The sequence below is a fragment of the uncultured Barnesiella sp. genome, from assembly GCF_946496565.1.
In the GTDB taxonomy this organism is placed as follows: domain Bacteria; phylum Bacteroidota; class Bacteroidia; order Bacteroidales; family Barnesiellaceae; genus Barnesiella; species Barnesiella merdigallinarum.
The window spans coordinates 63,796-90,203 of the sequence record NZ_CAMMHD010000004.1 but is presented as its reverse complement, the minus strand read 5'-3'; the positions used below and the strand labels follow the sequence as shown (position 1 = coordinate 90,203).

Sequence of the window (26,408 nt, the reverse complement as noted above, 5' to 3'; positions counted from 1 at the left end):
ATCCAATCCTATTTTCTGTTATTTGTTTCTTTTATATGGTATTACTTCTGCAAATATACAATTTTATCGGGAAATATGAACCGTATGCCCTACACCTTCTCGAGGCGAAAGGGTGTGAGCAGATAGTCTCCTCGTCTCTTTTTTTCTATAAAAAAGCATCGGCTTTGAACCAAAATCGGCAAACGATGTTATTATAGACAGAAAGGGCGCCCGGGAGGGAGGTTCTCCACAACGTAACGGTAAAAGGAGGAGCAGCCATTGCGAGTGGACGAATATCGCTCCAGCCCCTTTCACTACCAAAAAGGCAGACATCCGTCCCGGGATAGGACGCATGTCTGCCTTACCTTTTTTTACACTTCTGCTATCGACAAAAAACTCAATGCAAGGGGCGGCCTATGCTGCGATAGACAAAACCCAACTCCTTCATCTCGGCCGGGTCGTAAATATTACGACCGTCGAATATGACGGGCGACTTCATGGCACGAAGCACGGCAGTCCAGTCGGGCATGCGGAACTCTTTCCACTCGGTAACGATAAGCAAGGCGTCGACGTCGGCTACCGCCCCGTAAATATTTTCGGCATACTCTACCCGGTCGCCTATGCGACGACGGCACTCGGGCATGGCTACCGGGTCGTACACCCGCACGCTGGCCCCGGCGGCACACAACCTATCGATCAGAATCAGGGCCGGAGCCTCGCGCATGTCATCGGTCTCGGGTTTGAACGAGAGCCCCCACACGGCAAACTTGCGGCCCGCCAGATCGCCCCCGAAGTAGTCGTGCAACCGATGGTAGAGCAGCTCCTTCTGCGACTCGTTCACCCGCTCCACGGCCTCCAGTATCTGCATGTGGCAGCCATTCTCTTCGGCGGTCCTGATGAGAGCCTTCACATCCTTGGGGAAACACGAGCCCCCGTAGCCACACCCGGCATAGAGGAAACGGCTGCCTATGCGATCGTCAGCACCGATGCCTTTGCGCACCGCAACCACATCGGCACCCACTTCATCGCACAACAAGGCAATTTCGTTCATGAAGCTGATACGGGTTGCCAGCATGGCATTGGCAGCATACTTAATCATCTCGGCCGAAGGTATATCGGTGATGATAATGCGGTATTTGTTAATCATAAACGGCTTGTAGAGCTTCTGCATCAAAGCTTCGGCCCGTTTGTTCTCCACACCCACCACCACGCGGTCGGGGCGCATGAAGTCGGCAATGGCATTACCCTCCTTGAGGAACTCGGGGTTCGAAGCCACGTCAAACTCTATCGACACGCCCCGCTTGTCGAGCTCGCTCTGGATGGCCGCCTTCACCTTGCGGGCCGTACCCACCGGCACGGTGCTCTTGGTAACCACCACCAGATAGTCGTTCATGTAGCGACCCACGGTGTGGGCCACGTCGAGCACATAGTGCAAGTCGGCCGAACCGTCTTCGTCGGGCGGCGTGCCCACAGCACTGAAGAGAATCTCTACCCCGTCGAGACAAGTCGACAAATCGGTGGTAAAGCGCAACCGCCCCGCCTTCATATTGCGGAGAACCATCTCGTCGAGTCCAGGTTCATAAATGGGAATATCGCCCCGCTCGATGCGGGCTATCTTCTCGGCGTCGATGTCTACACACACCACATCGACACCGATTTCGGCAAAACATGTTCCGGTAACGAGACCTACATAGCCTGTACCTACTACCGCTATTTTCATATATATCTTTTTTTGTACCGTAAAAAATACGAAAAGACGAGAGCAGAAAGAGGCGTAAACCCTCGGTTTTCAGCCTTTGAACAATCCCCGCCCTATCTTCGTGGGGTAAAGATAGTGACATTTTTCGAGCTATGCGCTCTTTTCTGTCGATTTCGTCGAGAAAAGAGCTCCAAAACGCACTCCACTCGAGCCAAGAGACACACAAAAAGCATTCATTTCAAGGTCATTACTTCTCCTATTTACACCACGAAAGCTAACAAAAACCTCGGTTCGGCTGTTCTATCTACAAAATTTTTACTATCTTTGAGCCGATTTTCGACTTATACTCAAAGTGTATGAGGGCGATTCCTGGGGATTCCCCACGCACTTAATCCATCTGCGAATAGACGGAAATTAAAAAAGAGAAACATGAATGTAAAGAATCTTTTCTTATGTGGCGCAACCGTGCTATTGTTAGTATCTTGCGCAAACGAGGAGAATCAGGTCGATTCGGGATACGGTTCCATAAACGTAAAAGTTTCAGCCGATTACCAAGTAGTACCTGTCACTCGCTCGACCACCGAAATTACCGAAACCACCAATCCCGATGTCAGTGAATTTGCCTTAAAGTTGGTATCTGCCGACGGCAGTTTTTCCCGCGCCTGGGACAGTCTGGCCGACTTCGACCCGGCCGAAAAAATTCCCGTAGGCACCTACACCATGAGCGCCTACTACGGCAACCTCGAGGAGGAGGGGTTCGACAAGCCCTACTACCTGGGGCAGTCCGACGTAGCCGTACGCTATCGCGAGAATACGCCGGTCGATATACTCTGCACCCTGGCCAACGTGAAGGTGACGGTCGAATACTCCGATGCCTTCAAGAAATACTTTGCCGACTATGCCACCACCATACATGCGGCCGAGGGTGACTATATAAAATTTGAGAAAGAGGAGACCCGTGCCGCCTATGTGAAACCCGGCAAGATAACCATACAGACCTATCTGAAGAAACAAAACGGCATCGAGTCGACCTTCGAACCGGCCGCCATCGAGAATGCGCAACCGCGTCAGCACTACCGCATCAAACTCGATATTGCCGACAATGCCGCGGGCGAAGCTCAACTCAGCATCAGCTTTGACGAAACAACCGAGACACAGCCTATCGCCATCGACATCTCCGACGAGGTGATGGTAGCCCCGGCCCCCTCGTTCCTCCCGGCCGGATTCGAGCCGAGCACGCCCCTCGAAGTGAAAGAGAACAGCTACCCCGACAACCGGCAGGTAAATATCTCGCTCACAGCCAAGGCCGGCCTCTCCGCCTGCACACTCACCACCTCGTCGGCCTGCCTCGAAAGCGAAGGGTGGCCCCGCGAAATAGACCTGGTGAACCTGAGCAGCGAAAACCGCGCCCTGCTCTCCCGTCTGGGACTGAAGTTGAAAGGCTTTACCGAGATGGGCAGCAAGATGGGATTCATCGACTTTGCCGAACTTTTTACCCACCTGCACACCCTCGACGGGAGCGATATGCACACCTTCACCCTCTCGGCCAAAGACATGTATGGCAAGGTGAGCGAATCGCCCATCACCTTGTCGGTCAAGAGCATACCCATCACCTTTGCCTTGCAGACCCCCGAACCGGTATTCGTGGGCAGCAAATCGGTTACGATTCCCGTCGAGTTCGATGGAGCCTACATCGACCAGGTGAAATTCAGCTACCTCAACGCCGAAGGTGCGAAGATAAACAGCAACTCGACCGTGGTCTCGAGCGAAGGCAACCTCTACCAGATAAAGATTTCGATCGAAGCTACCGACAAGCCCGTCGTAGTCGAGGGCTCGTATGCCAACGGAGCCAAGACCTCGACCATCTCGATACCGGTCAAGACCCCGGCCTTCACCATCACCGCCGAGGAGTATGACATCTGGGCCCGCCGCGCCACCGTCAAACTCACTGCCGAAGATTCGCAGTATCAAGAGGCCGTAGACCGCTATGCCGTGCTCTTTGCCAACAGTACCGGCCAGTGGGAAACCGTCGCCTCGACCTTGAGCCAGGGCCGCCGCATCATCACCGGCCTCAACCCCGACACCCGCTACCAGTTGCGAGGTTCGTGCAACAGCGGCCAGGACAACGTCAATTACAGCGGCGACCTCACCCTGCGCACCGAGTCGGCAGCCGCCGTGCCCAACGGCGACTTCGAAGAGATAGCCCAAACCATCTCGGTAACCGATATGAACCAGGGCGGCAAATACTCGGTATGGCCGGTCAACTATCAGAATACCTGCAGCTTCACCATACAGGAGCCTACGGGTTGGGCCAGTGTCAACGCCAAGACCTGCAACCTCTCGGCTGCCAACCAGAACTCGTGGTTTGTCATTCCCTCGACCTACAATACCACCCTCACCTGGGATGCCTACCGCAGTTTCGGCATGAACACCGTGACGCCCGACCTCTATCGCGACCTCACGGCCCAGAGCGGGAGCAACGCCATGGTGGTGCGCAACGTAGCCTGGGACGAAAACGGAACCACTCCCGGGACCTCGGGCGGTGCCTTCAATACCACCTACTACAACACCAACGTGCCCAACATAGCCAACCGCTCGGCCGGCAAGCTGTTCCTGGGCAGCTACTCCTACTCGGGTGGCAGCGAAACCTACACCGAAGGGGTGAGCTTCGCCTCGCGCCCCTCGGCCTTGAAAGGGTGGTACAAATATGCCAACGACGGCAACGACCCCACCGAAACGGGCGTAGTGACCGTGACCCTGCTCAACGGGCAGAAGGTGATTGCCACCGGCACGGCTCGTCTCTCGGTCGCTGCCGACTACACCGAGTTCTCGGTGCCCGTCACCTATTCGGTAACCAATCAGAAGGCTACCACGCTGCGCATCATGATTACCTCGTCGAACCACGCCTCTTACAACCAGAGCGAAGAGAGTGCGGCCATAAAGACTTCGGTCTCGAACGGCCAGTACGAATCGGCCTCGCGAGGTGCAACCCTTACCATCGACAACTTAACTTTCACCTATGAATAAGATAAAGCGTAACCCTATGAGAAATATATTAGGCATCTCTCTGGCCGTAGTTCTGGCCGTGGCCGCCTCCTCGTGCGACCGGGAGAAATTCACCTACGACCTGGGTATAGAAACCCCGTCGGGAAAAACCGGGACACTCGACCTCTCGACCTTCGGAGCCATACCCAACAACGACACACAAGTGATAGAAAAAGCACCGGTGAGCCGGGCCGTCGATACGGGCGACTTCACCGTGCAAATATACCCCTCGCAGGGAACCGACACCCTCGAATGGAAATATAGCGAGATGCCCGAGATTGTCACCCTCAACGTGGGCGACTACAACGTGGCCGTATTCTCGCACCGCGTGCAGCCGGCCGAATGGGAACACCCCTACTACTATGCCGACAAGGCCTTCACCATCGAAGAGAACCGGGTGACCCAACTCGACACGGTAGTGTGCACGCTGCAAAACATCAAGGTGACGGTGACCTACTCCGAAGACCTGAAATCGTTCATGGGCGACGACTGCAAGGTGACGGTCGACATCGGCTCCGGCTCGCTCGACTTCTCGCAGACCGAAACCCGCGCCGGATACTTCCGCTCCGACGGTGAGAGCAACCTGCTCATCGCCACCTTCACCGGCACCATCGACGGGTATGAAGAGGTGAACCGCATCCAGGTCGACAACGTCAAGGCCGGCGACTGGCGCAAGATTCACTACGACATCAAGCGACCCGAACCGGGCAGCGAGACGGGCGGCGTAACTCCCTCGGTGACCCTCGACGCCTCGTGCGAGACCATTGACCACGAGGGCAACGTGACCATCGAAGAGGAGATTATCCCCGACCCCAATCCCGTAGACCCGGGCACCGACCCCGATCCTGACCCCGAACCCACACCGGGCGAGGCTCCCCAAATTACGAGTGAAACCATACAACTGGGTACCCCTGTCACTATCACCGAAGGGTTGAAAGTGGTGGTCGACATCACCAGCAGCGACCCGGCCGGTCTCACGGGACTCACCGTCGACATCGATTCGCCCACACTTACTCCCGAGGAGCTCTCGGGCATGGGCCTCTCGGCGCACCTCGACCTGGTGAACCCGGGCAACCTGAAAGAGCCCATCGAAGGACTGGGATTCCCCACCGAAGGCAATGTGCTGAACCAAGCGAAAGTAACCTTCGACATCAGCGACTTCATGCCGCTGCTCGGTCTGCTGGGTGCCGGTACACACAACTTCATCATCAAGGCGACCGATGCACAAGGCACCACAACCGAATCGTTAATCCTTGTAACCGAATGATATGAGATACAATATAAAGAGATATTTGGCTGGTACGCTCCTCTTCCTGCTCCTCTTTACCGCCTGTAAAGAGGAGGATATGGCACTGGGCGAAGGCTCGGTGCGACTGAGCGTGCGTGTCTCGGACGACGTGGCCGTTGTCACGCGGTCGGTCGACGCAGGCATCTACAACTCCATGCAAACGCGCATTTACAGCAGCAAAGGACTCGTCCGCTACTACGATGCCACGACACCTATCCCCGAAACCCTCAACCTCGCCAGCGGTCAATACCATGTGTTCGTACTGGCCGGCGACTCGGTGCCTGCGGCATTCAACACCCCCTACTACACGGGCTCGACCGACTTCGACGTGCGAAGCGGCGAAATCACCACGGCCAGCGTCACCTGCACCGTGGCCAACACCTTGGCTACCGTAGCTTTCGACCCGGGCCTGAACGAGGTGGTGACCGACTGCAAGGTCAAGATATTTACCACCAACGGCGAACTCTACTTTACCGAAGCTACCGCCGACTCGGTAGGCTACTACCTCTTCAACGGCAAGGAGCGTGACCTGGCCTGGAGCTTCGAAGGCAAGAAGACCGACGGCAGCAGCTACACCCTGTCGGGTGTGGTCGAAGATGTGCTGCCGGCCACCAAATATGCCTTCTCCTTCAGCTACAACGCCGAGAGTGCAGCTACGGGCGGTACTTTCCTCGACGTGAAGGTAAACGAGTCGACGGTCGACTCGACCCACAACGTGGTCATCACACAGCGGCCGCAAATTGTCGGCGACAAGTTCGACCTGACCGAGACGCTCTACTACGAGACCAACGGCGGCAGCCAAACAGCCGTATGGGTCAATGCCGCTACCCGGCTGCAACGGGTATGGTTTTCGTGCGACAAACTCACCGCTTTGGGATTCCCCACCGACTCGGTCGATTTCCTGGCAGCCGACGGCTCGCCGGCTACCGAATTCGAATCGCGGGGCATCTCGTGCAAGCACACCTATCAGGAGGTGAAAGACCTCTCCAACGCCAAGATTACCCTCTCGGAGAGTTTCGTCAAGTCACTCCCGAGCGACGAATATACCTTCACCATCAAGGCCCTCGATGCTGCCGGCAAGGACAATACCGCCACTCTGTCGATTATCGTGTCGGATGCCATCGTCGTGACCGTCGACCCCGAACGGGCCGACATCTGGGCATGCCGGGCTACCCTGCGAGGCAACGTGGTGAAAGAGACTGCCGAGCCGCTCACCTTCCAGTACCGCCGGACAGGGACCAAAGACTGGACATCGGTGGCCGCCAACCGTTCGGGCTCGGCCCTGTCGGCCGAGGTAACCGGCCTTACACCGGGTACGACCTATGAATACCAGGCTGTCGCCGGGGCACAAGCATCGGTCAAGACTGCCACCTTTACCACCGAAGCGGCTACTCCCCTGCCCAACAGCAGTTTCGAGAACTGGCAAACCCTCTCGAAGGTCATGGTATTATACGGGCCCAATGAAGAAATGTTCTGGGACAGCGGAAACCACGGGTCGGCTACCCTGAATGTAAATGTAACCACCCCCGACGAGACCTACAAAAACAGCGGTAAATATTCGGTGAAACTGAAATCGCAATTTGTAAGTTTCCTGGGCATAGGCAAATTTGCAGCCGGCAATCTCTTTGCCGGGCAATATGTGGGAACCGACGGAACCAACGGCATCCTCGATTTCGGGCGCCCCTTTACCTCACGTCCGGCCAAGCTGAAAGGCCATATCAAGTACACCCCGGGAAGCGTCGACTACTCCGAGACCAACGATTTGCCCAAAGGCTCGACCGACATCGGTAACATCTATATCGCAGTCGGCGACTGGGATGCCCCGGTGCGCATCACCACCAAAGACAAGAACCTATTCAATAAAAACGACGAGAAGATTATCGCCTACGGCGAATGGGACCTCACCGGCGAGACCCAAGGAACCGACGGCGGCCTGCTCGAATTTGAAATACCGCTCGACTACCGTTCGCTCGACCGTATACCCAGCTATATCGTGCTCGTGGCCTCGGCCAGCAAATATGGCGACTACTTCACCGGAAGTACCGGCAGCACCATGTGGATCGACGACTTAGAATTGATTTATGAATAAACTTATCTATCCCATACTCGCGCTGTTCCTGTTGATTCCCGGCCTCTCGCGGGCCGAGGAATTCGACCGGGGCATCGTGCTGAACACCTTCATACCCAAGGGACAATGGGTTGTGGGCAACTCGATCTCCTACTCGGAGTACAGCAACAACAACTACCAGTTCCTCGTCATCGAGAACATCGACGGCATAGGCTACAACTTCAAGATAAGCCCCATGCTCTGCTACATTGTCAAGGACAACCTGGGCCTGGGCGGCCGCTTTGCCTACGAGCGCAGCCTCACCAAGCTCAACAGCGCCTCGATACAACTGGGCGACGACCTCAACTTCGATGTCAACAACGTCTACAGCCTCAGCCACACCTACTCGGGCATGGCCATCATGCGCAACTACATCAGCATAGGCAACAGCAACCGGTTCGGCCTCTTCAACGAACTGCAGCTCAACCTGGGCGGTGGCGAGTCGAAGATGGTAAACGGCTCGGGCGACGCGCTCACCGGCACCTACGAGCGGTCGTTCAACTTCAAGATTGGCATCGCACCGGGGCTCATGGCCTTTATCAACGACTACACCGCCATCGAGGTGAATGTGGGTGTGCTGGGTTTCAATTACAGCCACGTGACCCAAACGACCGACCAGGTCTACACCGGTAAACGGTCGCAAAACCTGGCCAACTTCAAAGTAAACATCTTCTCTCTGGGATTAGGTATCGCTTTTTATTTATGAAAAACTGGAAATACATACTCATCGCCATAGGCTTCATGCTCCCCGGTCAATCGCTGCTCCACGCTCAAGAGCTCGACTCGACGGCCGTAGCCTACCCCGTGCAACAAGAGGTACCTGCCGCCTCGCTTGTCGCCGCAACGACGCCGACCGAACCCGATACCATCGTGGAAAAACGCGGGTTCAATCGCAAAAAGTACAAACGCGGACTGAAAAACTACCTCTTCATACCCAAGAAGCAGTGGATTATGGGTCTCACCCTCTCGCACGGCGAGTTTGACAGCAAAGACAACAACCTGCTGATTTTTGTCAAGGATTTCAACTTCAAGGGCAACATCACCACGCTCAACCCCTTTATCGGATACTTCATCAAAGACAACGAGTGTATCGGTATCAAACTGGGATACAGTCACCTGAGCGCCAACCTCGACAACCTCAGCATCGACATCGACGAGGATATGCAGTTCAACCTGAGCGACATGCGCTATCTGGGCGAGACCTTCTCGGCCTCGATATTCCACCGGGCCTACATCGGTATCGACCGCAACAAGCGGTTCGGCTTCTTCAACGAAACCGAGCTGGCCTTCTCGAGCGGCTCCAACCGTTTCGTGCGGGGTACCGACGAAAACCTGCGCAACACCAAAACGACCACTTCGGAAATCAAACTGGGGTTGAACCCGGGCTTCTGCGTGTTCATCATGAACAACATCAGCACCAGCGTCTCCTTCGGGGTAGCCGGTCTGCGCTACGGCACCATCAAACAGACCACCAACAACGTAGAGACGGGTAGCCGACGCTCGAGCGGGGCCGACTTCAAGCTCAACCTCTTCAACATCAACATAGGCATGTGCCTGCACATATAGAATGAAAGTCATGCGAAAAAAGATAAGCTACATAATCCCGTTGTTCTGCGCGTTGCTATTGGCATCGTGCATCCAGAACGACATCCCCTACCCCCGCATCAAGGCTCAGATTCTTGCCATTTCCGCCCAAGGTCAGGTGGGTGCGGCTACCATCGACAACGCCACCCAGACCGTGCGGATAGAACTGGCCGACACCGTAGACATGCGGCGGGTACGCATCGAGTCGCTCTCCGTAACCGAAGGAGCCACCTCTACTCTACCGGCCGACTCGACCATCGACCTCACTCACGACTATTCGATTACCCTCTCCATTTACCAGGACTACACCTGGACCATACAGGCGGCCCAAAACATCGCGCGCGCCTTCAGCGTCGAGGGGCAAATCGGTGCCCCGGTATTCGACGCCTACAATCACCGGGCTGTCGCCTATGTAAACAAGGATGCCGACCTCTCGAAAATCCACATCACCGAACTGGTGCTGGGTCCCGAGGGGATTACCACCTACTCGCCCCAAATCGAGAATATCTCCGACTTCTCGCTGGGATACCAAAAGGTAATCATCACCTACCACGACATCATGGAAGAGTGGACTCTCTACGTCGTACCCACTGAAAGCGAAGTGTCGACCGACGGGGTCGATGCCTGGACCAATGTGGCCTGGCTGCATGGCAGCGGCAAGGAGGGGGCTCAGAACGGATTCGAAATCAAAGAGGCTACCGCCGAAACCTGGGAACGGGTACCCGACTCCTATATCACCCACGACAAAGGCTCGTTCACGGCCCGCATGATTCACCTCAAGGCCAACACCACCTATGTGTGCCGCGCCGTATCGGGCGACCTCACGGGCAACGAGGTGACCTTCACCACCGGCTCGGCAGCCGAACTGCCCAACGGCAGTTTCGACTACTGGAACCTGGACGGCAAGGTATGGAACCCCTGGCCCGAGGGTAGCGAGAACTTCTGGGATACCGGCAACAAGGGGGCAACAACACTCGGCGACAGCAACACCCAGCCCACCGACGATACTTGGTCGGGTACCGGGCAAGCGGCCAAACTGGCCACCAAATTCGTGGGTATCGGCTCGCTGGGCAAACTGGCAGCCGGCAACATGTACGTGGGCAACTACCTGCGTACCGACGGCTCCAACGGTGTGCTCAACTTCGGCAAACCCTTCACCCAGCGGCCCACTCGTCTGAAGGGATACTTCAAGTACACCACGGTGCCCATCAACAAGACCAACAGCGACCTGACCGCCCTCATGGGACAACCCGACACCTGCCAGATATACATCGCCCTGGGCGACTGGAGCGACCCGGTAGAGATTCGCACCAAACCCAGCGACCGCAAGGTGTTCGACAAGAACGACCCGCACGTGATTGCCTATGCCGAGATTTCATCGGGAGAGTCGGTTCCGGAATATACCCCCTTCACCCTCGAACTCGAGTACCGCGATACCTCACGCATCCCCTCCTACATCATTGTGGTAGCTTCGGCCAGCAAATACGGCGACTACTTCACGGGTGGCGACGGCAGCGTGCTCTTCATCGACGACTTCTCGCTCGAATACGACTATTGACACCTCGCCCGGCCACCGGGCCCACACCATACACCGAGGCCCTGCCCCACTCTGCTACGAGCAGGAGGCAGGGCCTCGGTGTTTCGTCTCCATATCCTCCGCATGGACCTCGGGTCATAAACCGCCCGCACGACAACCTCCAAACCTTTTCCTCTAAAAACAGACTTTCCCCCCCCAAAAAAACAGACAAAGAGCTGCCCCCGATTACCGGGAACAACTCTTCGTCGATCATATAAATGACGCCTCTCTCTTCAAAAAAAATTCATTCAACGTCGGTTCTGAACCGGGCCATACACTCACCCGGCATACCGCCGCCTCTATCGCTTGCCCTTGCCTTTGGCCTTGGCCGGTGCATACTTGATAGGGAGTCGCGGACGCTGCATGGCCCGCACCACCAGCCACACCCCGCCAATGACAAACGGGATGCTGAGCCACTGCCCCATGTTCAACGACATCGAAGCCTCGAAGGCCACCTGGTCGTTCTTGATAAACTCGATCAGGAATCGCGACAGGAAGGTACCGATGAGGAAGGTACCGAAGATGAGCCCCTCGCGCTCCTCGGCATTGCGACGCCAATACATGTAGAGCAACAGCCCGAAGAGCAGCAGATAGCACAGGGCCTCGTAAATCTGTGTCGGATGCGACGGAGCCGAAAATACGGGAGGCGCACCGGCCATCCACTCCGGCAGATTCTCAATGAAGCGGAAGCCCCACGGCAGCGAAGTCTCGTGCCCGTAAATCTCGTGATTCATCAGGTTGCCCGTGCGGATAAAGGCCGCCACCAGAGCCACCGGCACCACCAGACGGTCGAGCGTAAAGAGCATGCTGCGATGCGTCACCCGGCGCGAGTAAATCCAGATGGCTATGAGAATACCGATTGCACCGCCATGACTGGCCAAGCCGCCTTTCCAGATTTTCAGAATCTCGATCGGGTGCTGCGAATAGAGGTCCCATTCATAAAACAGGCAATGCCCCAACCGCGCCCCGATGACCATAGCCACCACCACATAGATAAAGAGCGAATCGAGCCACTTCACATTCAACTGCTCGTGGCGATACATGCGGTCCATCAGGCTATACCCTACGATGAAACCAATCGCGAAAAAGAGCCCGTACCAACGAAGCTGAATAACCCCGTCGAACAGTGCCGGGTTGGCAGTCCAAGTGATAAAATCAGTAATCATAACCTTCGTAAAAAACAATGCCCTGCCCGTGCAAACACACAGACAGGGACAAAGATACATATTTGTCGGCGAAAACGGGAATCTTCCGCCCCGATTCTTTCGTCACATCATACCAACCGGCGCACCAGCTCGTCGCGGTCGCCATAGAGCAAATCGATCATCGGTATCTCGATAAGCGTGTAGCAACCAGGGCGCTGCAACATGGCGGCACGGGCCGTACCCACCAGAATCTGCGCCGTCAGGGCCGGGTTGTTGATGCTCATGTCGAACTCGAAACGCTGGTTCTGCGTCTTGCCCGAAACACCCTTGCGCACCATGTTCACACCGTGGCCCATATCCTTGAGGGCATCGACACTCTCGACCTGCATCACGTGCGTCTCGTCGTGGGCAAAGTAGTCGTCGCTCTTGATGGCACGGGCCACCTCGTCAAACTGGTAACCCTCCTCGAGTTCGATGTAGACCATGCGGCGATGGATGCCCGTACCCAGGGGGATAGTCATCGACAGGGCAGCCTTCACGCCGGCGATAGCCTTCACGGCCACCGTGTGACCCATGCTCATGCCGGGGCCGAAGTTGGTATAGGTAACCCCCTTGGGTGCGCAAGCCTCCATGAGGGCACGCACCACCGAGTCGGTGCCCGGGTCCCAGCCGGCCGAAATGATGGCCACCGAGTCGTGAGCCTTGGCCTGGGCGTCGAGCGTCTTGCGCAAGTCGCCTATCTGGGTGTGAATATCGAAACTGTCGACCGTGCGGATACCCTTCTCGAGAGCCTTCAGGGCATAATGCTCCACCTCGCGGGTAGGCGTGCAGAGGATAGCCACATCCACCCCCTCCAATTCGTCGAGCGACGTCACCACCCGATAGTCCGCCAACTCCCGGGGAATATCGGTTACCCTACGACGTACCACACCCGCAATCTCAAAGTCGGGTGCCACCTGCAAGGCCTCCAATACAAAGTGGCCTATATTGCCATATCCTACTATGGCAGCTCTGATTTTCTTCATATCTCGTTCTTTTTTTATTTTCGAGGCGTAAAGATAGTAAAAGGTGAGCGGAGAGGCAAACCGAAAACACAGTTTTCAAGGTTAATTATCCCGAACCGACTCCTATCTTATTTAAAGATAGCAAAAAGTGAGAGAAGAATAAAAACCTCCTCCCCCTGTTTCAGCTATTTTTAACCAGCTACAAATACACTCCGCCAGATTCAATGCTGAACCGTTACGGTCCAACCCGCCCCCTCGACCTCCAGACAAAAGGTGCACGACCGGTCTCCGTCGTCGGCAAGCCGAAAACTCCAGCACCGACCTTCGACGGTAATCTGCCACGATGTAATCTCGAGACTACGGCTTGCCTCCCATCCGGCAGACCAAGGCAGCACCACACTCCACAACCAGCACCCCAAAGCCGAAAACAATTTACACGCTACGATACTCGTCATACCTCATCCCTATCGTTATGCCGCCGACGCTCCGGCAGCGGTTATACAAAAAGGGCGTAAGCTGCATCGTCCATCCGTTTTCAAGGCTCTGGTAAACCCACACACAAGACAAACGACAAGCTCACGCCCGTTGTATAACAAGCGTGAGCGTCCAGTTGTCATTATCTCTGTGTGTTAAGAATTTACCAGATTCTGAAAACGAGATAATTTCCGAACGCTTTTTACGTTTCCCTCAAAAATTCAGCCGTAAAGTTATCACTTTTTTTCGGTTGCACCTCATGCAAAACGAGAAACATGATGCCCGACATACTTCAAAAAAAACATACAAGAGTCCCTCCATACTGTCTGCCAATCGAAAATCCAGATGGAGACCCTGCGAAAAAGGGCTGTATCGTACATTACGACACAGCCCCAAGGAATTGAGGGTAAGACCCTCTTCTGAAATTTATGGAATTAAAGCTATTCCCTATTAGCCATCTCGGTCATCTTGTTGAGTATGCTAACATATCTTTTCTGTTGTTTCGGAGTCAGTTCGTCATTTACCCCAGACAGTTTCTCAGAGAGTTCAGTCGCCTTTTGGGCTATCTTTGCATACGACACAGCTGCTGACAAATCTCCCGAGGCCGCCTTTTTGACCGCAGCCACATATTCGTCGACACACTCTTCGTAGAGATCGAGTACGGCATCCCAGTCACCATCTGCCGGAATATCCAAAGAAGCCGATTCGGTCTTTTTGGGCCGCCATACCTCTTCTGGTTCTCCAAAGATATATGATATGTTTTCTGCCTTGTCGAGAATTCTGCGAGAGTACTTGTAACGGAATTTGAAATCGTCAACTGGTCCCCAACAGTCGTAACATCCATCCCGGCATTAACTTCTTTGAGAGGCGTTCCACAAACGCGGCTTCTGAATCCTTCAATGCCAAAATAAAGAGCTTCCGTTCGCAGTTCAGAGGAGTAAAGGATAAGGCGTTCTTCTTGTTCAGACTAGCTAAAATTTATGCTTAATCTTATGAATCCCTCAGGTTTTTACGTTGATCCCCGACTTGTACTCCGACGCGTCGATATTGCCGCGCATCTTGTCGGCTGCCTTCCAAATCTCCTTCTCAAAGCCTATATCGGCTGTATTCATTGCTGCCATAGATACTCACAAATGGGATATTTGGAGTAAAGGTAACAACTTTTACAAAAAAAATACCATTTACGGGAGAAATTAGACGCCTCGTCCCAGATGAAACGGCTTTGCTCCCCCGCGGCATATGCCGCGGGCAAAATGCGATGCCACGGCCCTCACTCGTGCAGACCCCGGCGGCGCAGGTAGTCGAGCAGGAAGGCGGGGCGGTCGGTCTGCAAGATGCGGCAGCCCAGCGAGTCGACAAGGCAGCCATACTCCCGGTCGGGTGCCGAAAGCGCACGGTCATCGTCGTGTCCGCCAGCGAGGGTGTCCCACAAGAGGTTGTACCAGATGAGCGACTTGCCTCGGAGCGAACGGGCCAGCTGACGGGGCAGCGGATTGTCGTCACGGGCATACAGCAGTTCGAATGCGGCCGGCTGCATGGCGCGGACAAACGCTTCTACCTGCTCCCGGGCTCCCGGTTTGTCGAGGTTGACCACCGGCATATAGATGACCCGGTCGAGGTATTTGCCGTAGAGGGCTCTGACTTCGGCGGCGGGACGGCTCCCCTTCATCACAATCTGGCGGGTGGTTCCTGTCTTTTCGAGCAGCTCGTACACCTGGTCGAAGTAGCGGTCGGCCTTGTCGAGGTTGATCATGACTTTTCCCCGGGCCAGCCGCAAGGCCTCCTCGAGGGTGGGTACCCGGTGACGGGTCCTGATGCCGCACCCGTTTTTCAGGTACAGGGTGCGTATCGAGTCGAGCGTCCACTCCCCTACCTTGCCTCTGCCGGTTGTGGTGCGGTCGAGCGTGTCGTCGTGCATCAAAATCAACTTGCCGTCGCGGGTGCGCTGCAAATCGAGTTCGACCATGTCGACCCCCATATCGATGGCGCTCTGTATCGCCGCCAGGGAGTTCTCGGGGAAGTTGCGCCAGTCGGCCCGATGAGCAACCACGATTACCGACGACAGTTCGCGGTCCAACAACCGCTCCCGTATCTGTTCGGCCCGCTCTTGCGCCCAAGCCGACACGGCCAGCAGCCACAATGTGGCCACGGCCCATAACCTCAAATGTTTTACACTGTTGATTTTCATTATCTTACCTTTTTATGCCAATAAAAAAAGTTCCTCGATACGAGAAACTCACCCAATGATATGTTTTGAAAGATAGATAATGAAGTGGAGTATAGCGGACTCGAACCGCTCACCTCGACACTGCCAGTGTCGCGCTCTAGCCAGATGAGCTAATACCCCTTGAGCTGATTTGCGCTGCAAAGATAAGCGCTTTTTTCGAACCGTGCAAAGATATTTTCAACTTTTTTCTGCATTTAAAATCGAGCGCCTCATCTTCAAAGAGTTATATCCCGAAAAAAATAGACCATAGAAAAAAGCGGAGCGAATGTAGTGAACATCCGCCCCGCTCGCAAGGAGATGAAATCTTTTACGTTTCTCTCTTATTCTTGCTTTTATGCTATTTTATCACCGGGACAAAGGTGAAATCGAACCGATAGGTGTCGAGCGGCAACCGGTAGGCGGGCAATATGCCGGGGCCACAGGTGGCGGTACCTACCCCGGTTTGGGCAGCATCGAGGTGAACGGTGACCGTACCGTCGGCATGCAACTCGTTTACGTGGGTGGCGGCATCGATGCAGGCATCGGTGTAGGGCGTGGCGCTGAACTGGAAGGAAGCATCGGCCGTGACTCTCCAGCCGTTACCGGCCTCGCTGCCGAAGGTTGCCCAACGGGTATCGGTGCGGTTGCCGGTGGCCTGGGGCACTACATAGCAGTGGAACATCTCGTCGGGGCTGGTCTCGTAAAGGGCTATCTTGCCGGCGAGGCGGTCGACGTAGGTCTCCATATCGCCCCGGCCCAGATAGGTTACCCGACGGCAGTTCCCGGCCGGCATCCCGAAGGTGAGGCCCACGCGGGGCAACGACTTCACCACCGTGGTGTCGGGGGTGAATGTGGTGTGTACCGTCAACACCCCCTTGCGGTCGAAGGCGTAGGTGAGTGTGCCCTCTCCTATCGATTGGCCTTGTGCATTGGTGAGGGCAATGGCCACCTCGCATCCGTTCTTGCCCGGCTCGATCGAGGTGACCCGCTGCGATACCGACGAGAGGCCGGCCTTCGCCCACAACTGGCCGCTGGTCTTGTCCTTCTTGTCGTTCTCGGTCAAGGGACGGTAGAGCGAGAGCACCAGGGGCGAGGCTATCATCTCGGTGCCGTTGTAGCGATAGGAGGTCAGGGCGCCGGTCTCGGGCGATACGGTGGCCGATACCCGGTCGTTGCTCCAGGTGTAGCCGTCGCGTTTCAGCGACCGACCCGAAGGCAGATCGATTTTGGCCTCGTAGCGCGGATTGGCCTCGAGCACGAACTGGTCGTAGGCCACCTCGTCGGTCGTCTGGACAAAGGCCGTAGCGTGATTGGGGGTCCAACTGAGGTTGAGGTAGGCCTCTCGGGCGTCGCGGGGCAGTGCCACACGACCCAAGGCGACATCGACCGTCTGGTGCGGAGCGCAGGCAACCACCTGCTCGCCCCGGGCCACGACGGTACCGTTGTCGGCCGTCACGTTCCAGTGCAGGGTATAGGCGTCGAGGTCGGTAAAGTCGTGCCAGTTTTTCACCGTGACGGTGAGGTTGTCGGCATCGGTGAGGGTCGACTTGATGTATTGGTAAACATGCTTGACGGCATGGAGATGGGGGTGCGGCTCGCGGGCGGCATTGACCAGACCGTTGCAGCAGAAGCTGCCGAACGAGGGTATCCCCTCGGGGCCGTAGTCGCCACCGTAGCTCCAGTACCAGCGGCCGTTGGCATCGACCTCGCGGAACGACTGGTCTACCCAGTCCCAGATGCAACCGCCCTGAGCCATCGGCTCCGACTCGAACACCTTCCAGTAGTCCTGCAGACCGCCCTCGCTGTTGCCCATGGCGTGGGCATACTCACACAGGATGAAGGGGCGGTAGATGTCGGGCTGGGCCAGATAGGCCTTTATCTCGTCGATGCTGCGGTACATGCGGCAATAGATGTCGGTATTGAAGTTCTGCTCGGCGCGCTCGTACTGCACGGGGCGGTTGGTCTCGACCGACTTGAGCCAGCGATAGGTGTGTTCGAAGTTGACCCCGTTGCCGGCCTCGTTGCCCAGCGACCAGATGGAGATCGAAGGGTGGTTCTTGCTCCGCTCGTACATGCGCCGCGTGCGGTCCATGTGAGCCTTGAGCCAGGTGGTATCCTTGGCCAGCGTAGCCGGGCCGTAACCCATGCCGTGCGACTCGATGTTGGCCTCGTCGATGACATAGAGTCCGTAGCGGTCGCACAGGTAGTACCAATAGGGGTTGTTGGGATAGTGGGCGCAACGCACCGTATTGATGTTGTTCTGCTTCATCAGCTGTATATCTTTCAGCATCAACTCCTTGCTCACGGTGCGGCCGCGATCGGAGAACTCGTGACGGTTCACCCCCTTGACCAGGACGGGCACCCCGTTGATGCAGAAGCGGCCCTCCTTGACCTCCGAGGTCTTGAAGCCCACCGGGCAACCGGTCGTCTCGACCACCCGTCCGGCCTCGTCCTTCAGATTCACAACCAACGTATAGAGATAGGGCTGCTCGGCGCTCCAGGGGTGAGCATCGGGTATCACCTGCTCGAAGCTCACGATACTGTCGGCCGACACCTCGCGGGTATCGCGCACCACCAGCCGGTTGTCGGCATCGTACAACTCGTAGGCCACGGTAGGCTTTTCAATCCCGCCGACTCCGCCCACATGCACGGCCAGCGACAACTCGCCATCCCGGTAGTCCTGCCGGTCGAGCGGCGACACCACCTTGTAGTCGGCAATATACTGCTGCGGCGTGCTGTACAGATAGACATCGCGCTCGATGCCGCTCAACCGCCACATATCCTGACACTCGAGATACGAACCCGCACTCCAGCGATAGACCTCGACGGCCAGCACGTTCTCGCCCGGTTTCACGCGGTCGGTCACATCCCACTCGGCCGGGGTCTTGGAGTCCTGGTTGTAGCCCAGCAGCTCACCGTTGAGCCACACGTAGTAGAACGACGCGGCCCCCTCGAAACAGAGCACGATGCGACGCCCGGCCCACGAGTCGGGCACGGTGAAGGTGCGGCGATACGAGCCCACCTCGTTTTCGGCGTAAGGCACCAGGGGCGGATTTTTCTTGAAATTGAACATGGGGTCGTCGAACTCGTACGACTCGTTCACATAGATGGCCGTACCGTATCCCTGACGCTCCCAGTTGCCGGGCACCTCTATCTCGTTCCAGTTGCCCACGTAGTAGTCGGGGCGGTAGAAGTCGACCGGCCGCGTGTCGGGGTTGCGCACCCAGTTGAACCGCCAGGCTCCGTTCAGACTCATGTAGTAGGGCGACGACTCACAGGCCTGCTCGCGAATAGCCTCGACATCGCCCGCCGCATAAGGCCACACATAGGCATGCGGGGTCAGTTTGTTCAGTCCCGTGGCATATTGGCTTTGCCACTCGGGCTGGTTCTGTTGGGCCTGCATGGTCGCTGCCGTCAGACAAGCGAGGCAGAGGCCCGTCCATATTGTTCTCTTCATCGTTTCAAAAAAGTATAGATTTCAAAAAAAGTTACCTTCACACATCCTCACTCCAGCGGGAGCCCTACCCGACCGTCCTTGATTTCGGCCAGCTTGCGGGCCAGTTCCTCGACAACGGCCGGATATTGGGCAGCCACGTTTTTCGTCTCGCCCTTATCGCTGCGCATGTCGTAAAGCTGAGGGTCGGGGCTGTTACCGGTCTCGATACCCACGTTGCTGTTGTAGGGGCTACCCTCGCCCGGTTCGAGGTATTTCCAGTCGGCGGTAATAATCGAGAGGTTGTTCTGGGCATTCTGCTCGACCAGCGAGCTGCGCCCTTGACGGTCTTTGCCCAGCCAGGCATCGAGCCAGTTCTCGCTGTCGGGAGCAGCTCCGGCAGGCATCGACACCCCCAGCAGCGAGGCCAGCGAAGCCATCCAGTCGAGCTGACAAACCAGCGCGTCGGAGACTGCCGGTTGCACATGACCGGTCCAGCGAAGAATGCACGGCACGCGGGTACCGGCCTCGTACAGGCTGTATTTGCCTCCGCGGAAGGGTCCGCCCGGCTTGTGGTTGCCCAGCAGCTCGACCGCCTGGTCACGATAACCGTCGTCTACCACCGGCCCGTTGTCGCTCGAGAGAATCACAATCGTATTCTCGTCGAGACCCAGCCGCTTCAGCGCAGCCATCACCTCGCCCACGCTCCAGTCGAACTGCAGCAGCACGTCGCCTCGCGGTCCCATACCCGACTTGCCGGCAAAACGGGGGCCAGGCACCCGGGGCACATGAGCATCCTGCGTGGCAAAGTAGAGGAAGAAGGGCTCGTTCTTGTGCTGCTCGATGAAGTCGATGGCCTTGGCCGTCAACTCATCGGCAATCCGGTCGTCTTTCCACAGGGCCGACTTGCCCCCCTTCATAAACCCGATGCGAGAAATGCCGTTCACAATACTCTGGTTGTGACCGTGCGAAGGGAGCATGGTGAGCAACTCGGGGTTGTTCTTGCCCGTAGGTTCGCCAGGAAAATTTTTCTGATAGCTGACGTAGATGGGGTCGTCGGGGTCGAGATTCGCTACCCGCCCGTTCTCCACAAACACGCAGGGCACGCGGTCGCCCGTGGCCGCCATGATGTAGGAGTAGTCGAACCCGATGTCCGACAGGTTGGGCGAAATGAGCCCGTTCCAGTCTTGCGTCCCCTTCTTGTCGCCCAACCCCAGATGCCACTTGCCTATGGCACCGGTCGTGTAACCAGCCTCGTGAAACATGTCGGCCAAGGTGTAACGGTCGGGGCGTATGATCATACCGGCATCGCCATCGGCAATGCCCGTGCCCTGCCGACGCCAGGCATACTCGCCGGTGAGCATGGCATAGCGGGCCGGCGTACTGGTGGCCGCCGCACTATGGGCATTGGTAAAGCGCACCCCCTCGGCGGCCAGTTGTTCGACGTGGGGCGTGCTGATGGTCTTGGCGCCGTTGCAACTCAAGTCGCCATAGCCGATGTCATCGGCATAAATGAATATGACGTTGGGCGTTTGCGACTCCCGCTCGGCGGCATGGCTCGCGAAAGGAAGCGGCAGAGCCATCAAAGGTAATATCAAAGGTATCGATTTCATCTCTTTCTCTGTTTTGTGTATCGTATGGATGGCACCCTTGCCCCGCATAGAGCAGGGTGCGGTAAAAGTCAAAAAAAATTGTTCTTCGGGAAGCCGTATCAGGGCTATCCCCTGGGCTGTCGGGCGACTATTGCACCATCACCTCGTCGAAGTACATCCAGACCTTCTGCCCTTCGCGCACATCGCCGGCCGGACAGAGACCCGGATTCACCACCTCGAACTTCAGATAACGGGCTTTCACCCCGAGGTTGTCGAAACGGGCATCCTCGATAGCCATGCGGTTCTCGAAAATCTCCTCCCGGGAATAGCGAATCTCGCCCACCGGGCGGTAGTTCTTCTTGTCGTTCGAAACCGACAGCCTGATTACGGCAGGCTTGTGAACCGCCATGCCCGAGTTGGTGATGCAGCCGAGAGTCACCTCGCTCACCGGGGTCTTCTTTCCCAGGTCAATCACAAACGTGGCATCCTGGTCGTACCAGCCCACCCACTCCGAATCGGTATGGCGCAAACTGCCCCGCACACCGTTAGTGAGTACACCGGCACTCCCGTTGTTGGCTATCTCCCGTTTGCCCGTAGCCAGATTCCACTGCATATCCAGGGTGAGGGTCTTCCCCATCTGCACACCTTGTGCAAAGGTAGCCGCCCGAACACAGGTGGAGGCATCGACCGTAAACGGTTTTTCGTATAGCGGCGACGTGGCCACCGGCTCCGTGCCGTCGCAGGTGTAGCGTATCTCCACATCGGGGCGGATGCACGAGAGGTCTACCTGCAGTCTCTTCTTCTCGGGGGTAACCCGGTGGTCGATGTTGTACATCGAGCGGGCGCAAGTCACGCCCAATGCCTCGAGGTGAGGCAACACCCGGTCGAGCCGGGCGAGGAATCCGGGCCAATCCTTCGTGCCCTTTTGAGTCCAGGCCACATCGGCCAAGGCCAGCAACCGGGGAAAAAGCAGATACTCCACATCGGCCGGCGAGTTGCAGAACTCGGTCCACATCGAAGCCTGTACCCCCATCAGCAGCGATTCGTAGGCCGGTTTCCAATCCTGCTGCACCGGCTCATACTGGTAGACATCCTTCAGGGTATTGTTGCCGAAATAGGTAAACGGCTCGAACCACTGGGGTCCCTGATAACGAATGAGATAAAGCACCCGGGCCGGAGTCATCACAAACCGATGCCCCTGTTCGGCCGCCTTGAGAGCCGCCTTGCCCAAACCTTGCCAACCGTAGATGATGGCCCCCTCGGGCAGGGTACTGTTGGTGAGCTCGTCCCAGCCCATCACCTCCTTGCCCTTGCTGCGCACATAGTCGCACATGCGGGTCATAAAGTAACTTTGCAGCTCCTCGATATGGTCGATGTGCTCGGCCTTCATGCGGGCCTGGCACAACGGGCATCGTGCCCAGTTTACCTTCGAAGCCTCGTCGCCACCCAGGTGTATGTATTTCGAGGGGAAGAGTTCGACAATCTCGTCGATGACATCCTCGAGAAACGAAAACACGCTGTCGTTGCCGGCACAATAGACAATCTCGGAGTTCTTCCCGCCGATGCCCGGCAACACCCCGATAAAGCGGTCCTCCACGGGGCAGGCCAACTGCGGATAGGCAGCCAGCGACGAATTGGTGTGGGCCGGCATCTCAATCTCGGGGATTACCTCGATCTGACGTTCGGCCGCATAGCGCACAATCTCCCGAATATCGTCCTGCGTATAGTATCCGCCCTCGGTAGCCTCCTCGCCCCGCTCCTGGTTGCGGCGGTTGGGAAAGAGCTCGTCGCGCTTCACGCGCCAGGCTCCCACCTGCGTGAGGCGGGGGTACTTCTTAATCTCGATGCGCCAGCCGTTGTCGTCGACCAGATGCAAGTGCAGCTTGTTGATTTTCAGTATCGAGGCCGCCTCGATAATCTGCAACAAATCTTTTTTGGGCATAAAGTAGCGCGACACGTCAATCATCAGCCCCCGATATCCGAACCGCGGAGCGTCGTCAATCGTCATCGCCGGCACCCGGCAAAGGTTACGCGCCACAGGCTCCACCCCCTCGATGGCGGGCGGGAGCAACTGACGCAACGTCTGCAAGGCATAGAAGAAACCGGCATCGCCCGACGCCTTTATCGTCATCCGCCCGGCAGACACCTCGAGCCGATAAGCCTCGGGGGCCATCGAGGGCACCGTCATCAGCCGCACATCGGGCTCGGGAGCTCCTACCTCGATGGCCGGCAGAAAACCGGCCGTGCGGCCCAAGCGGTCGACAAAAGTCGAGACCATCTGCAACTGCGACTCACACTCCACCCCGATTGTTGTCGAGGGGGTAAAGTAGAAATAGCCGCTGTCTACGCTGCATGTCATCGGCGCCGGTATCACCGGCAACGCCTCGGCCCCGACCGACTCGCCCGCCCATACCGGCAGGCTCAACCCCAGAGCGCAAGCAATCCATAGTTTTATTTTCATGGCTCTCCCCTCGTTTATTCGTTAATGGGAAACTCGTTCAAGATCGGGTCGTCGTATTGTATTTGCAGCCGCTTCAGCTCCTTCTTCAGGTCACGGGTAATCTCCTCGGTACCCTCCTGCCCGTAGATGTTGTGCATCTCGCAAGGGTCGTTCTTCAAGTCGTAGAGCTCCCACACGTCGATGTCGTTGTAGAAGTGGATGAGCTTGTAGCGATCGGTGCGTACGCCATAGTGGCGCTTCACCATGTGCTCGGCAGGGAACTCGTAGAAGTGGTAGTACATCGAGGTGCGCCAGTCGGCCGGCGACTCGCCCCGCAACAGCGGAACCAGCGACTCACCCTGCATGTCGTCGGGCACGGTAACCCCGGCCAGTTCGAGGAAGGTGGGCGCATAGTCGATATTCTGCACCATCTGAGGAATGTCGCCCCGTTTGTCGAGCCCCTTGGGCAGGTGCATGATGAGCGGCGTGTGCATCGACTCTTCATACATGAAGCGCTTGTCGAACCAGCCGTGCTCGCCCATGTAGAAACCCTGGTCAGAGGTATAGACCACGAGCGTATTGTCGAGCAGCCCCTCTTTCTCGAGGTAATCGAGCACCCGGCCCACATTGTCGTCGAGCGACTTCACCGTCTTGGCATAGTCGCGCATGTAGCGCTGGTATTTCCAGTGCACCAGCTCCTCGCCCTGCAGGTTGTCCTTGTAGAACTTGTCGATAATGGGATTATAGAAGTTGTCCCAGGCAGCCTTCTGGGCCGAATCCATACGTCCGTAAAAAGACTCATACAGCGATTTCAGTCGGCTATCCTTATCGGCGCGCAACATCTTCAGGTCGTAAATCAGGTCCATGTCCTTGGCGATGCTCATCTCTTGAGCCGCAGCGGCCAGACGGCCCTCATACGTATCGTTGAAGGTCTCGGGATAAGGGAACTCACGGTCTTCGTACAGCGTGAGGTTGCAGGTATCGGCCATCCAGTTGCGATGAATCGCCTTGTGGTGGATAAAGAGGCAGAAAGGTTTCGACTTGTCGCGCTTGTTTTGCAGCCAGTCGAGGCTCTCGTCGGTAATGATGTTGGTCACATAGCCGTGCTTGCGCACCGTATCGTTGTTCTGTGTAATGAAATCGGGGTTGTAATAGTCGCCCTGTCCCGGCAGAATCTCCCAGAAATCGAAACCCGTAGGCAACGACTCGAGGTGCCATTTGCCCACGATAGCCGTCTGGTAACCGGCCTGCCGCAACAGTTTGGGCATGGTTTGCTGCGAGCTGTCGAACCGGCAGGTAGTGTTGTCGGTAAAACCGTTTTTATGACTGAACTTGCCGGTAATCATGCAAGCCCGGCTGGGACCGCTCAGCGAGTTGGTCACGAAGCTGTTGGTAAACCGCACGCCGTCGCGAGCGATGCGGTCGAGATTGGGAGTCTCGATATAGCGGGTATCATAGCAACTCATCATTTGAGCCGTATGGTCGTCGGTCATAATATAGATGATATTGGGGCGTAGCGCCTCCCTCTTGGTGTTCTGGCACGAAGCCAAACTACCCACTACCGCAAAAGAGGCTACGGCATAAAGCCAGTTGGAGTCAATCGATTTCATAAGGATTAAAGCACTTATAGGTTGGACAAATAACAGATTCTACAAATATATAAATAGAAAAGCACAATGACAAATGAGACATCCATCTCCATACGACTTTCGCAAAATCTTCTTACCTTTGTAACTGATATAACCGTTCAAAAACCGTTCGAGATGATTATCTTCAACACCACCTATCATGCCGACAATGCTCGCAAAGACGAGTTTATCGACTGGCTGAAAGAGTCGTATATCCCTACCGTCGTGGAGCACGGCCTGCTGCGGGAGCCGCAACTGACCCGCATCTTTGCCGATAACGAAGACGAAGGCACCAGCCTCTCGCTCCAGTTCAAATCGCCCGATACCGAATCGCTGGAACGCTGGCACGAGGAGTGCGGCGAGGCGCTGCTTGCCGAGATGCAAAAACGGTTTGGCGATCAGGTTTTGGGATTCAGCACCTTGCTCGAAGTAATCGACTTGTAAATGACACCCGAGAACGACCGAGTAATCATAGGCATCGACCCCGGCACCAACGTGATGGGCTACGGCATCTTGCGCGTAGTCAAGAACAAGCCCGAGGTGGTGGCGCTGGGGGTGATTCAGCTCAACAAGTTCGAGAGCCACTACCTGCGTTTGCGGCGCATCTTCGACCGGGTGCTGGGCCTCATTGAGCAATATCTGCCCGACGAGATGGCCATCGAGGCTCCCTTCTTCGGCAAGAACGTGCAGTCGATGCTCAAACTGGGCCGCGCCCAGGGGGTAGCCATGGCGGCCGCCCTCTCGCGCGATATTCCCATCACCGAATATGCCCCCCTGAAAATAAAGATGTCGATTACCGGCAACGGCGGTGCCTCGAAAGAGCAGGTGGCCGCCATGCTGCAACGCATCCTCCACATCCCCGAGGAGAACATGCTGCCCCAGCTCGATGCTACCGACGGTCTGGCGGCCGCCCTCTGCCACTTCTACCAGACCAACCGGCCTCAGGAGCCCAAGAGCTACAACAGCTGGAAGGACTTCATCAGCAAGAACCCCGACAAGGTCTCGAACGGGAAACCTTTGCCCAAGAAATAGCGTCCGACCCGCGTCGCATCAGCTCCCGCCCCGGTCCTCAGCTACATATTATCTCCATTATTGGCAGAATATTTGTTTGTTTCCTCTGCTCTGTCGGGCGAAAAACAGAATATTTCACCACATCACCCACCCCAAAGAAGAGATTATTTCGAGAGGCCAAACGATAATTAGCGTTA

General features: G+C 56.5%; 18 protein-coding genes, 1 tRNA gene and 1 pseudogene. 9 read left to right on the top strand and 11 right to left on the bottom strand.

Annotated features, from left to right (window positions below; all coding sequences use genetic code 11):
- Positions 1-376: 376 nt before the first annotated feature.
- Positions 377-1,699, bottom strand: a complete 1,323-nt coding sequence (locus Q1K76_RS03385) for a UDP-glucose/GDP-mannose dehydrogenase family protein (RefSeq protein ID WP_300131053.1) — start codon at positions 1,697-1,699, stop codon at positions 377-379.
- Positions 1,700-2,107: 408 nt separating this feature from the next.
- Here Q1K76_RS03385 and Q1K76_RS03380 point away from each other — a divergent pair, with 408 nt between their 5' ends.
- From Q1K76_RS03380 to Q1K76_RS03355, 6 genes are read left to right on the top strand one after another with little or no spacing between them, the layout of a single operon-like run.
- On the top strand, positions 2,108-4,705 hold the full coding sequence (locus Q1K76_RS03380) for a DUF4493 domain-containing protein (protein ID WP_300131050.1): 2,598 nt from the start codon (positions 2,108-2,110) through the stop codon (positions 4,703-4,705).
- Positions 4,706-4,721: 16 nt separating this feature from the next.
- Positions 4,722-5,990, top strand: a complete 1,269-nt coding sequence (locus Q1K76_RS03375) for a DUF4493 domain-containing protein (RefSeq protein WP_300131048.1) — start codon at positions 4,722-4,724, stop codon at positions 5,988-5,990.
- A gap of 1 nt (position 5,991) precedes the next feature.
- Positions 5,992-8,100 carry a PCMD domain-containing protein gene (locus Q1K76_RS03370; RefSeq protein WP_300131045.1) on the top strand — a complete coding sequence of 703 codons (2,109 nt, stop codon included), beginning with the start codon at positions 5,992-5,994 and terminating at the stop codon, positions 8,098-8,100.
- Entirely contained in the window at positions 8,093-8,824 is a 732-nt protein-coding gene (locus Q1K76_RS03365) for a hypothetical protein (RefSeq protein ID WP_087408601.1), read from the top strand. The genes Q1K76_RS03370 and Q1K76_RS03365 overlap by 8 nt, the downstream gene beginning before the upstream one ends.
- Positions 8,821-9,684, top strand: coding sequence for a hypothetical protein (locus tag Q1K76_RS03360; protein WP_087408602.1), 864 nt, complete (start codon positions 8,821-8,823; stop codon positions 9,682-9,684). The genes Q1K76_RS03365 and Q1K76_RS03360 overlap by 4 nt, the downstream gene beginning before the upstream one ends.
- A 10-nt stretch (positions 9,685-9,694) precedes the next feature.
- A complete protein-coding gene (locus tag Q1K76_RS03355) occupies positions 9,695-11,260 on the top strand; it encodes a PCMD domain-containing protein (RefSeq protein ID WP_300131041.1) in 1,566 nt (521 codons plus the stop codon).
- 317 nt (positions 11,261-11,577) lie between these two features.
- Here the strand turns inward: Q1K76_RS03355 and lgt are convergent, their stop codons facing one another.
- The 3 genes from lgt to Q1K76_RS03340 all read right to left on the bottom strand — a co-directional run bounded on the left by lgt (position 11,578) and on the right by Q1K76_RS03340 (position 14,650).
- On the bottom strand, positions 11,578-12,441 hold the full coding sequence (lgt, locus tag Q1K76_RS03350) for a prolipoprotein diacylglyceryl transferase (protein WP_087408664.1): 864 nt from the start codon (positions 12,439-12,441) through the stop codon (positions 11,578-11,580).
- Positions 12,442-12,551: 110 nt separating this feature from the next.
- Positions 12,552-13,448, bottom strand: a complete 897-nt coding sequence (locus Q1K76_RS03345; RefSeq protein ID WP_087408604.1) for a diaminopimelate dehydrogenase — start codon at positions 13,446-13,448, stop codon at positions 12,552-12,554.
- An 893-nt stretch (positions 13,449-14,341) separates the two neighbouring features.
- Complete coding sequence (locus Q1K76_RS03340) at positions 14,342-14,650, bottom strand: DUF6591 domain-containing protein (protein ID WP_366944478.1); 309 nt, start codon at positions 14,648-14,650, stop codon at positions 14,342-14,344.
- 68 nt (positions 14,651-14,718) lie between these two features.
- Between Q1K76_RS03340 and Q1K76_RS03335 the strand changes: the two genes are divergently transcribed.
- Positions 14,719-14,889, top strand: a complete 171-nt coding sequence (locus Q1K76_RS03335) for a transposase (RefSeq protein WP_366944477.1) — start codon at positions 14,719-14,721, stop codon at positions 14,887-14,889.
- A 34-nt stretch (positions 14,890-14,923) separates the two neighbouring features.
- Here the strand turns inward: Q1K76_RS03335 and Q1K76_RS03330 are convergent.
- The 7 genes and pseudogenes from Q1K76_RS03330 to Q1K76_RS03300 form a co-directional block, all read right to left on the bottom strand.
- A pseudogene (locus tag Q1K76_RS03330) lies at positions 14,924-15,022 on the bottom strand (type I restriction-modification system subunit M N-terminal domain-containing protein); the annotation flags it as partial.
- A gap of 149 nt (positions 15,023-15,171) precedes the next feature.
- On the bottom strand, positions 15,172-16,089 hold the full coding sequence (locus Q1K76_RS03325) for a glycerophosphodiester phosphodiesterase family protein (protein ID WP_087408606.1): 918 nt from the start codon (positions 16,087-16,089) through the stop codon (positions 15,172-15,174).
- An 85-nt stretch (positions 16,090-16,174) separates the two neighbouring features.
- Positions 16,175-16,248, bottom strand: a tRNA-Ala gene (locus Q1K76_RS03320).
- Positions 16,249-16,465: 217 nt separating this feature from the next.
- The gene (locus Q1K76_RS03315) at positions 16,466-19,564 is read right to left on the bottom strand and encodes a glycoside hydrolase family 2 TIM barrel-domain containing protein (RefSeq protein ID WP_300131034.1); all 3,099 of its coding nucleotides are present in this window, start codon (positions 19,562-19,564) and stop codon (positions 16,466-16,468) included.
- Positions 19,565-19,611: 47 nt separating this feature from the next.
- Entirely contained in the window at positions 19,612-21,153 is a 1,542-nt protein-coding gene (locus Q1K76_RS03310) for an arylsulfatase (protein WP_300131032.1), read from the bottom strand.
- Positions 21,154-21,280: 127 nt separating this feature from the next.
- Complete coding sequence (locus tag Q1K76_RS03305; protein WP_300131029.1) at positions 21,281-23,593, bottom strand: glycoside hydrolase family 20 protein; 2,313 nt, start codon at positions 23,591-23,593, stop codon at positions 21,281-21,283.
- Positions 23,594-23,607: 14 nt separating this feature from the next.
- Positions 23,608-25,182, bottom strand: coding sequence for a sulfatase (locus tag Q1K76_RS03300; RefSeq protein WP_298663292.1), 1,575 nt, complete (start codon positions 25,180-25,182; stop codon positions 23,608-23,610).
- A 66-nt stretch (positions 25,183-25,248) separates the two neighbouring features.
- Between Q1K76_RS03300 and Q1K76_RS03295 the strand changes: the two genes are divergently transcribed.
- Both Q1K76_RS03295 and ruvC read left to right on the top strand, forming a co-directional pair.
- The gene (locus tag Q1K76_RS03295; protein ID WP_241147825.1) at positions 25,249-25,644 is read left to right on the top strand and encodes a DUF4286 family protein; all 396 of its coding nucleotides are present in this window, start codon (positions 25,249-25,251) and stop codon (positions 25,642-25,644) included.
- A complete protein-coding gene (ruvC, locus tag Q1K76_RS03290; RefSeq protein ID WP_300131026.1) occupies positions 25,645-26,232 on the top strand; it encodes a crossover junction endodeoxyribonuclease RuvC in 588 nt (195 codons plus the stop codon).
- Positions 26,233-26,408 lie beyond the last annotated feature (176 nt).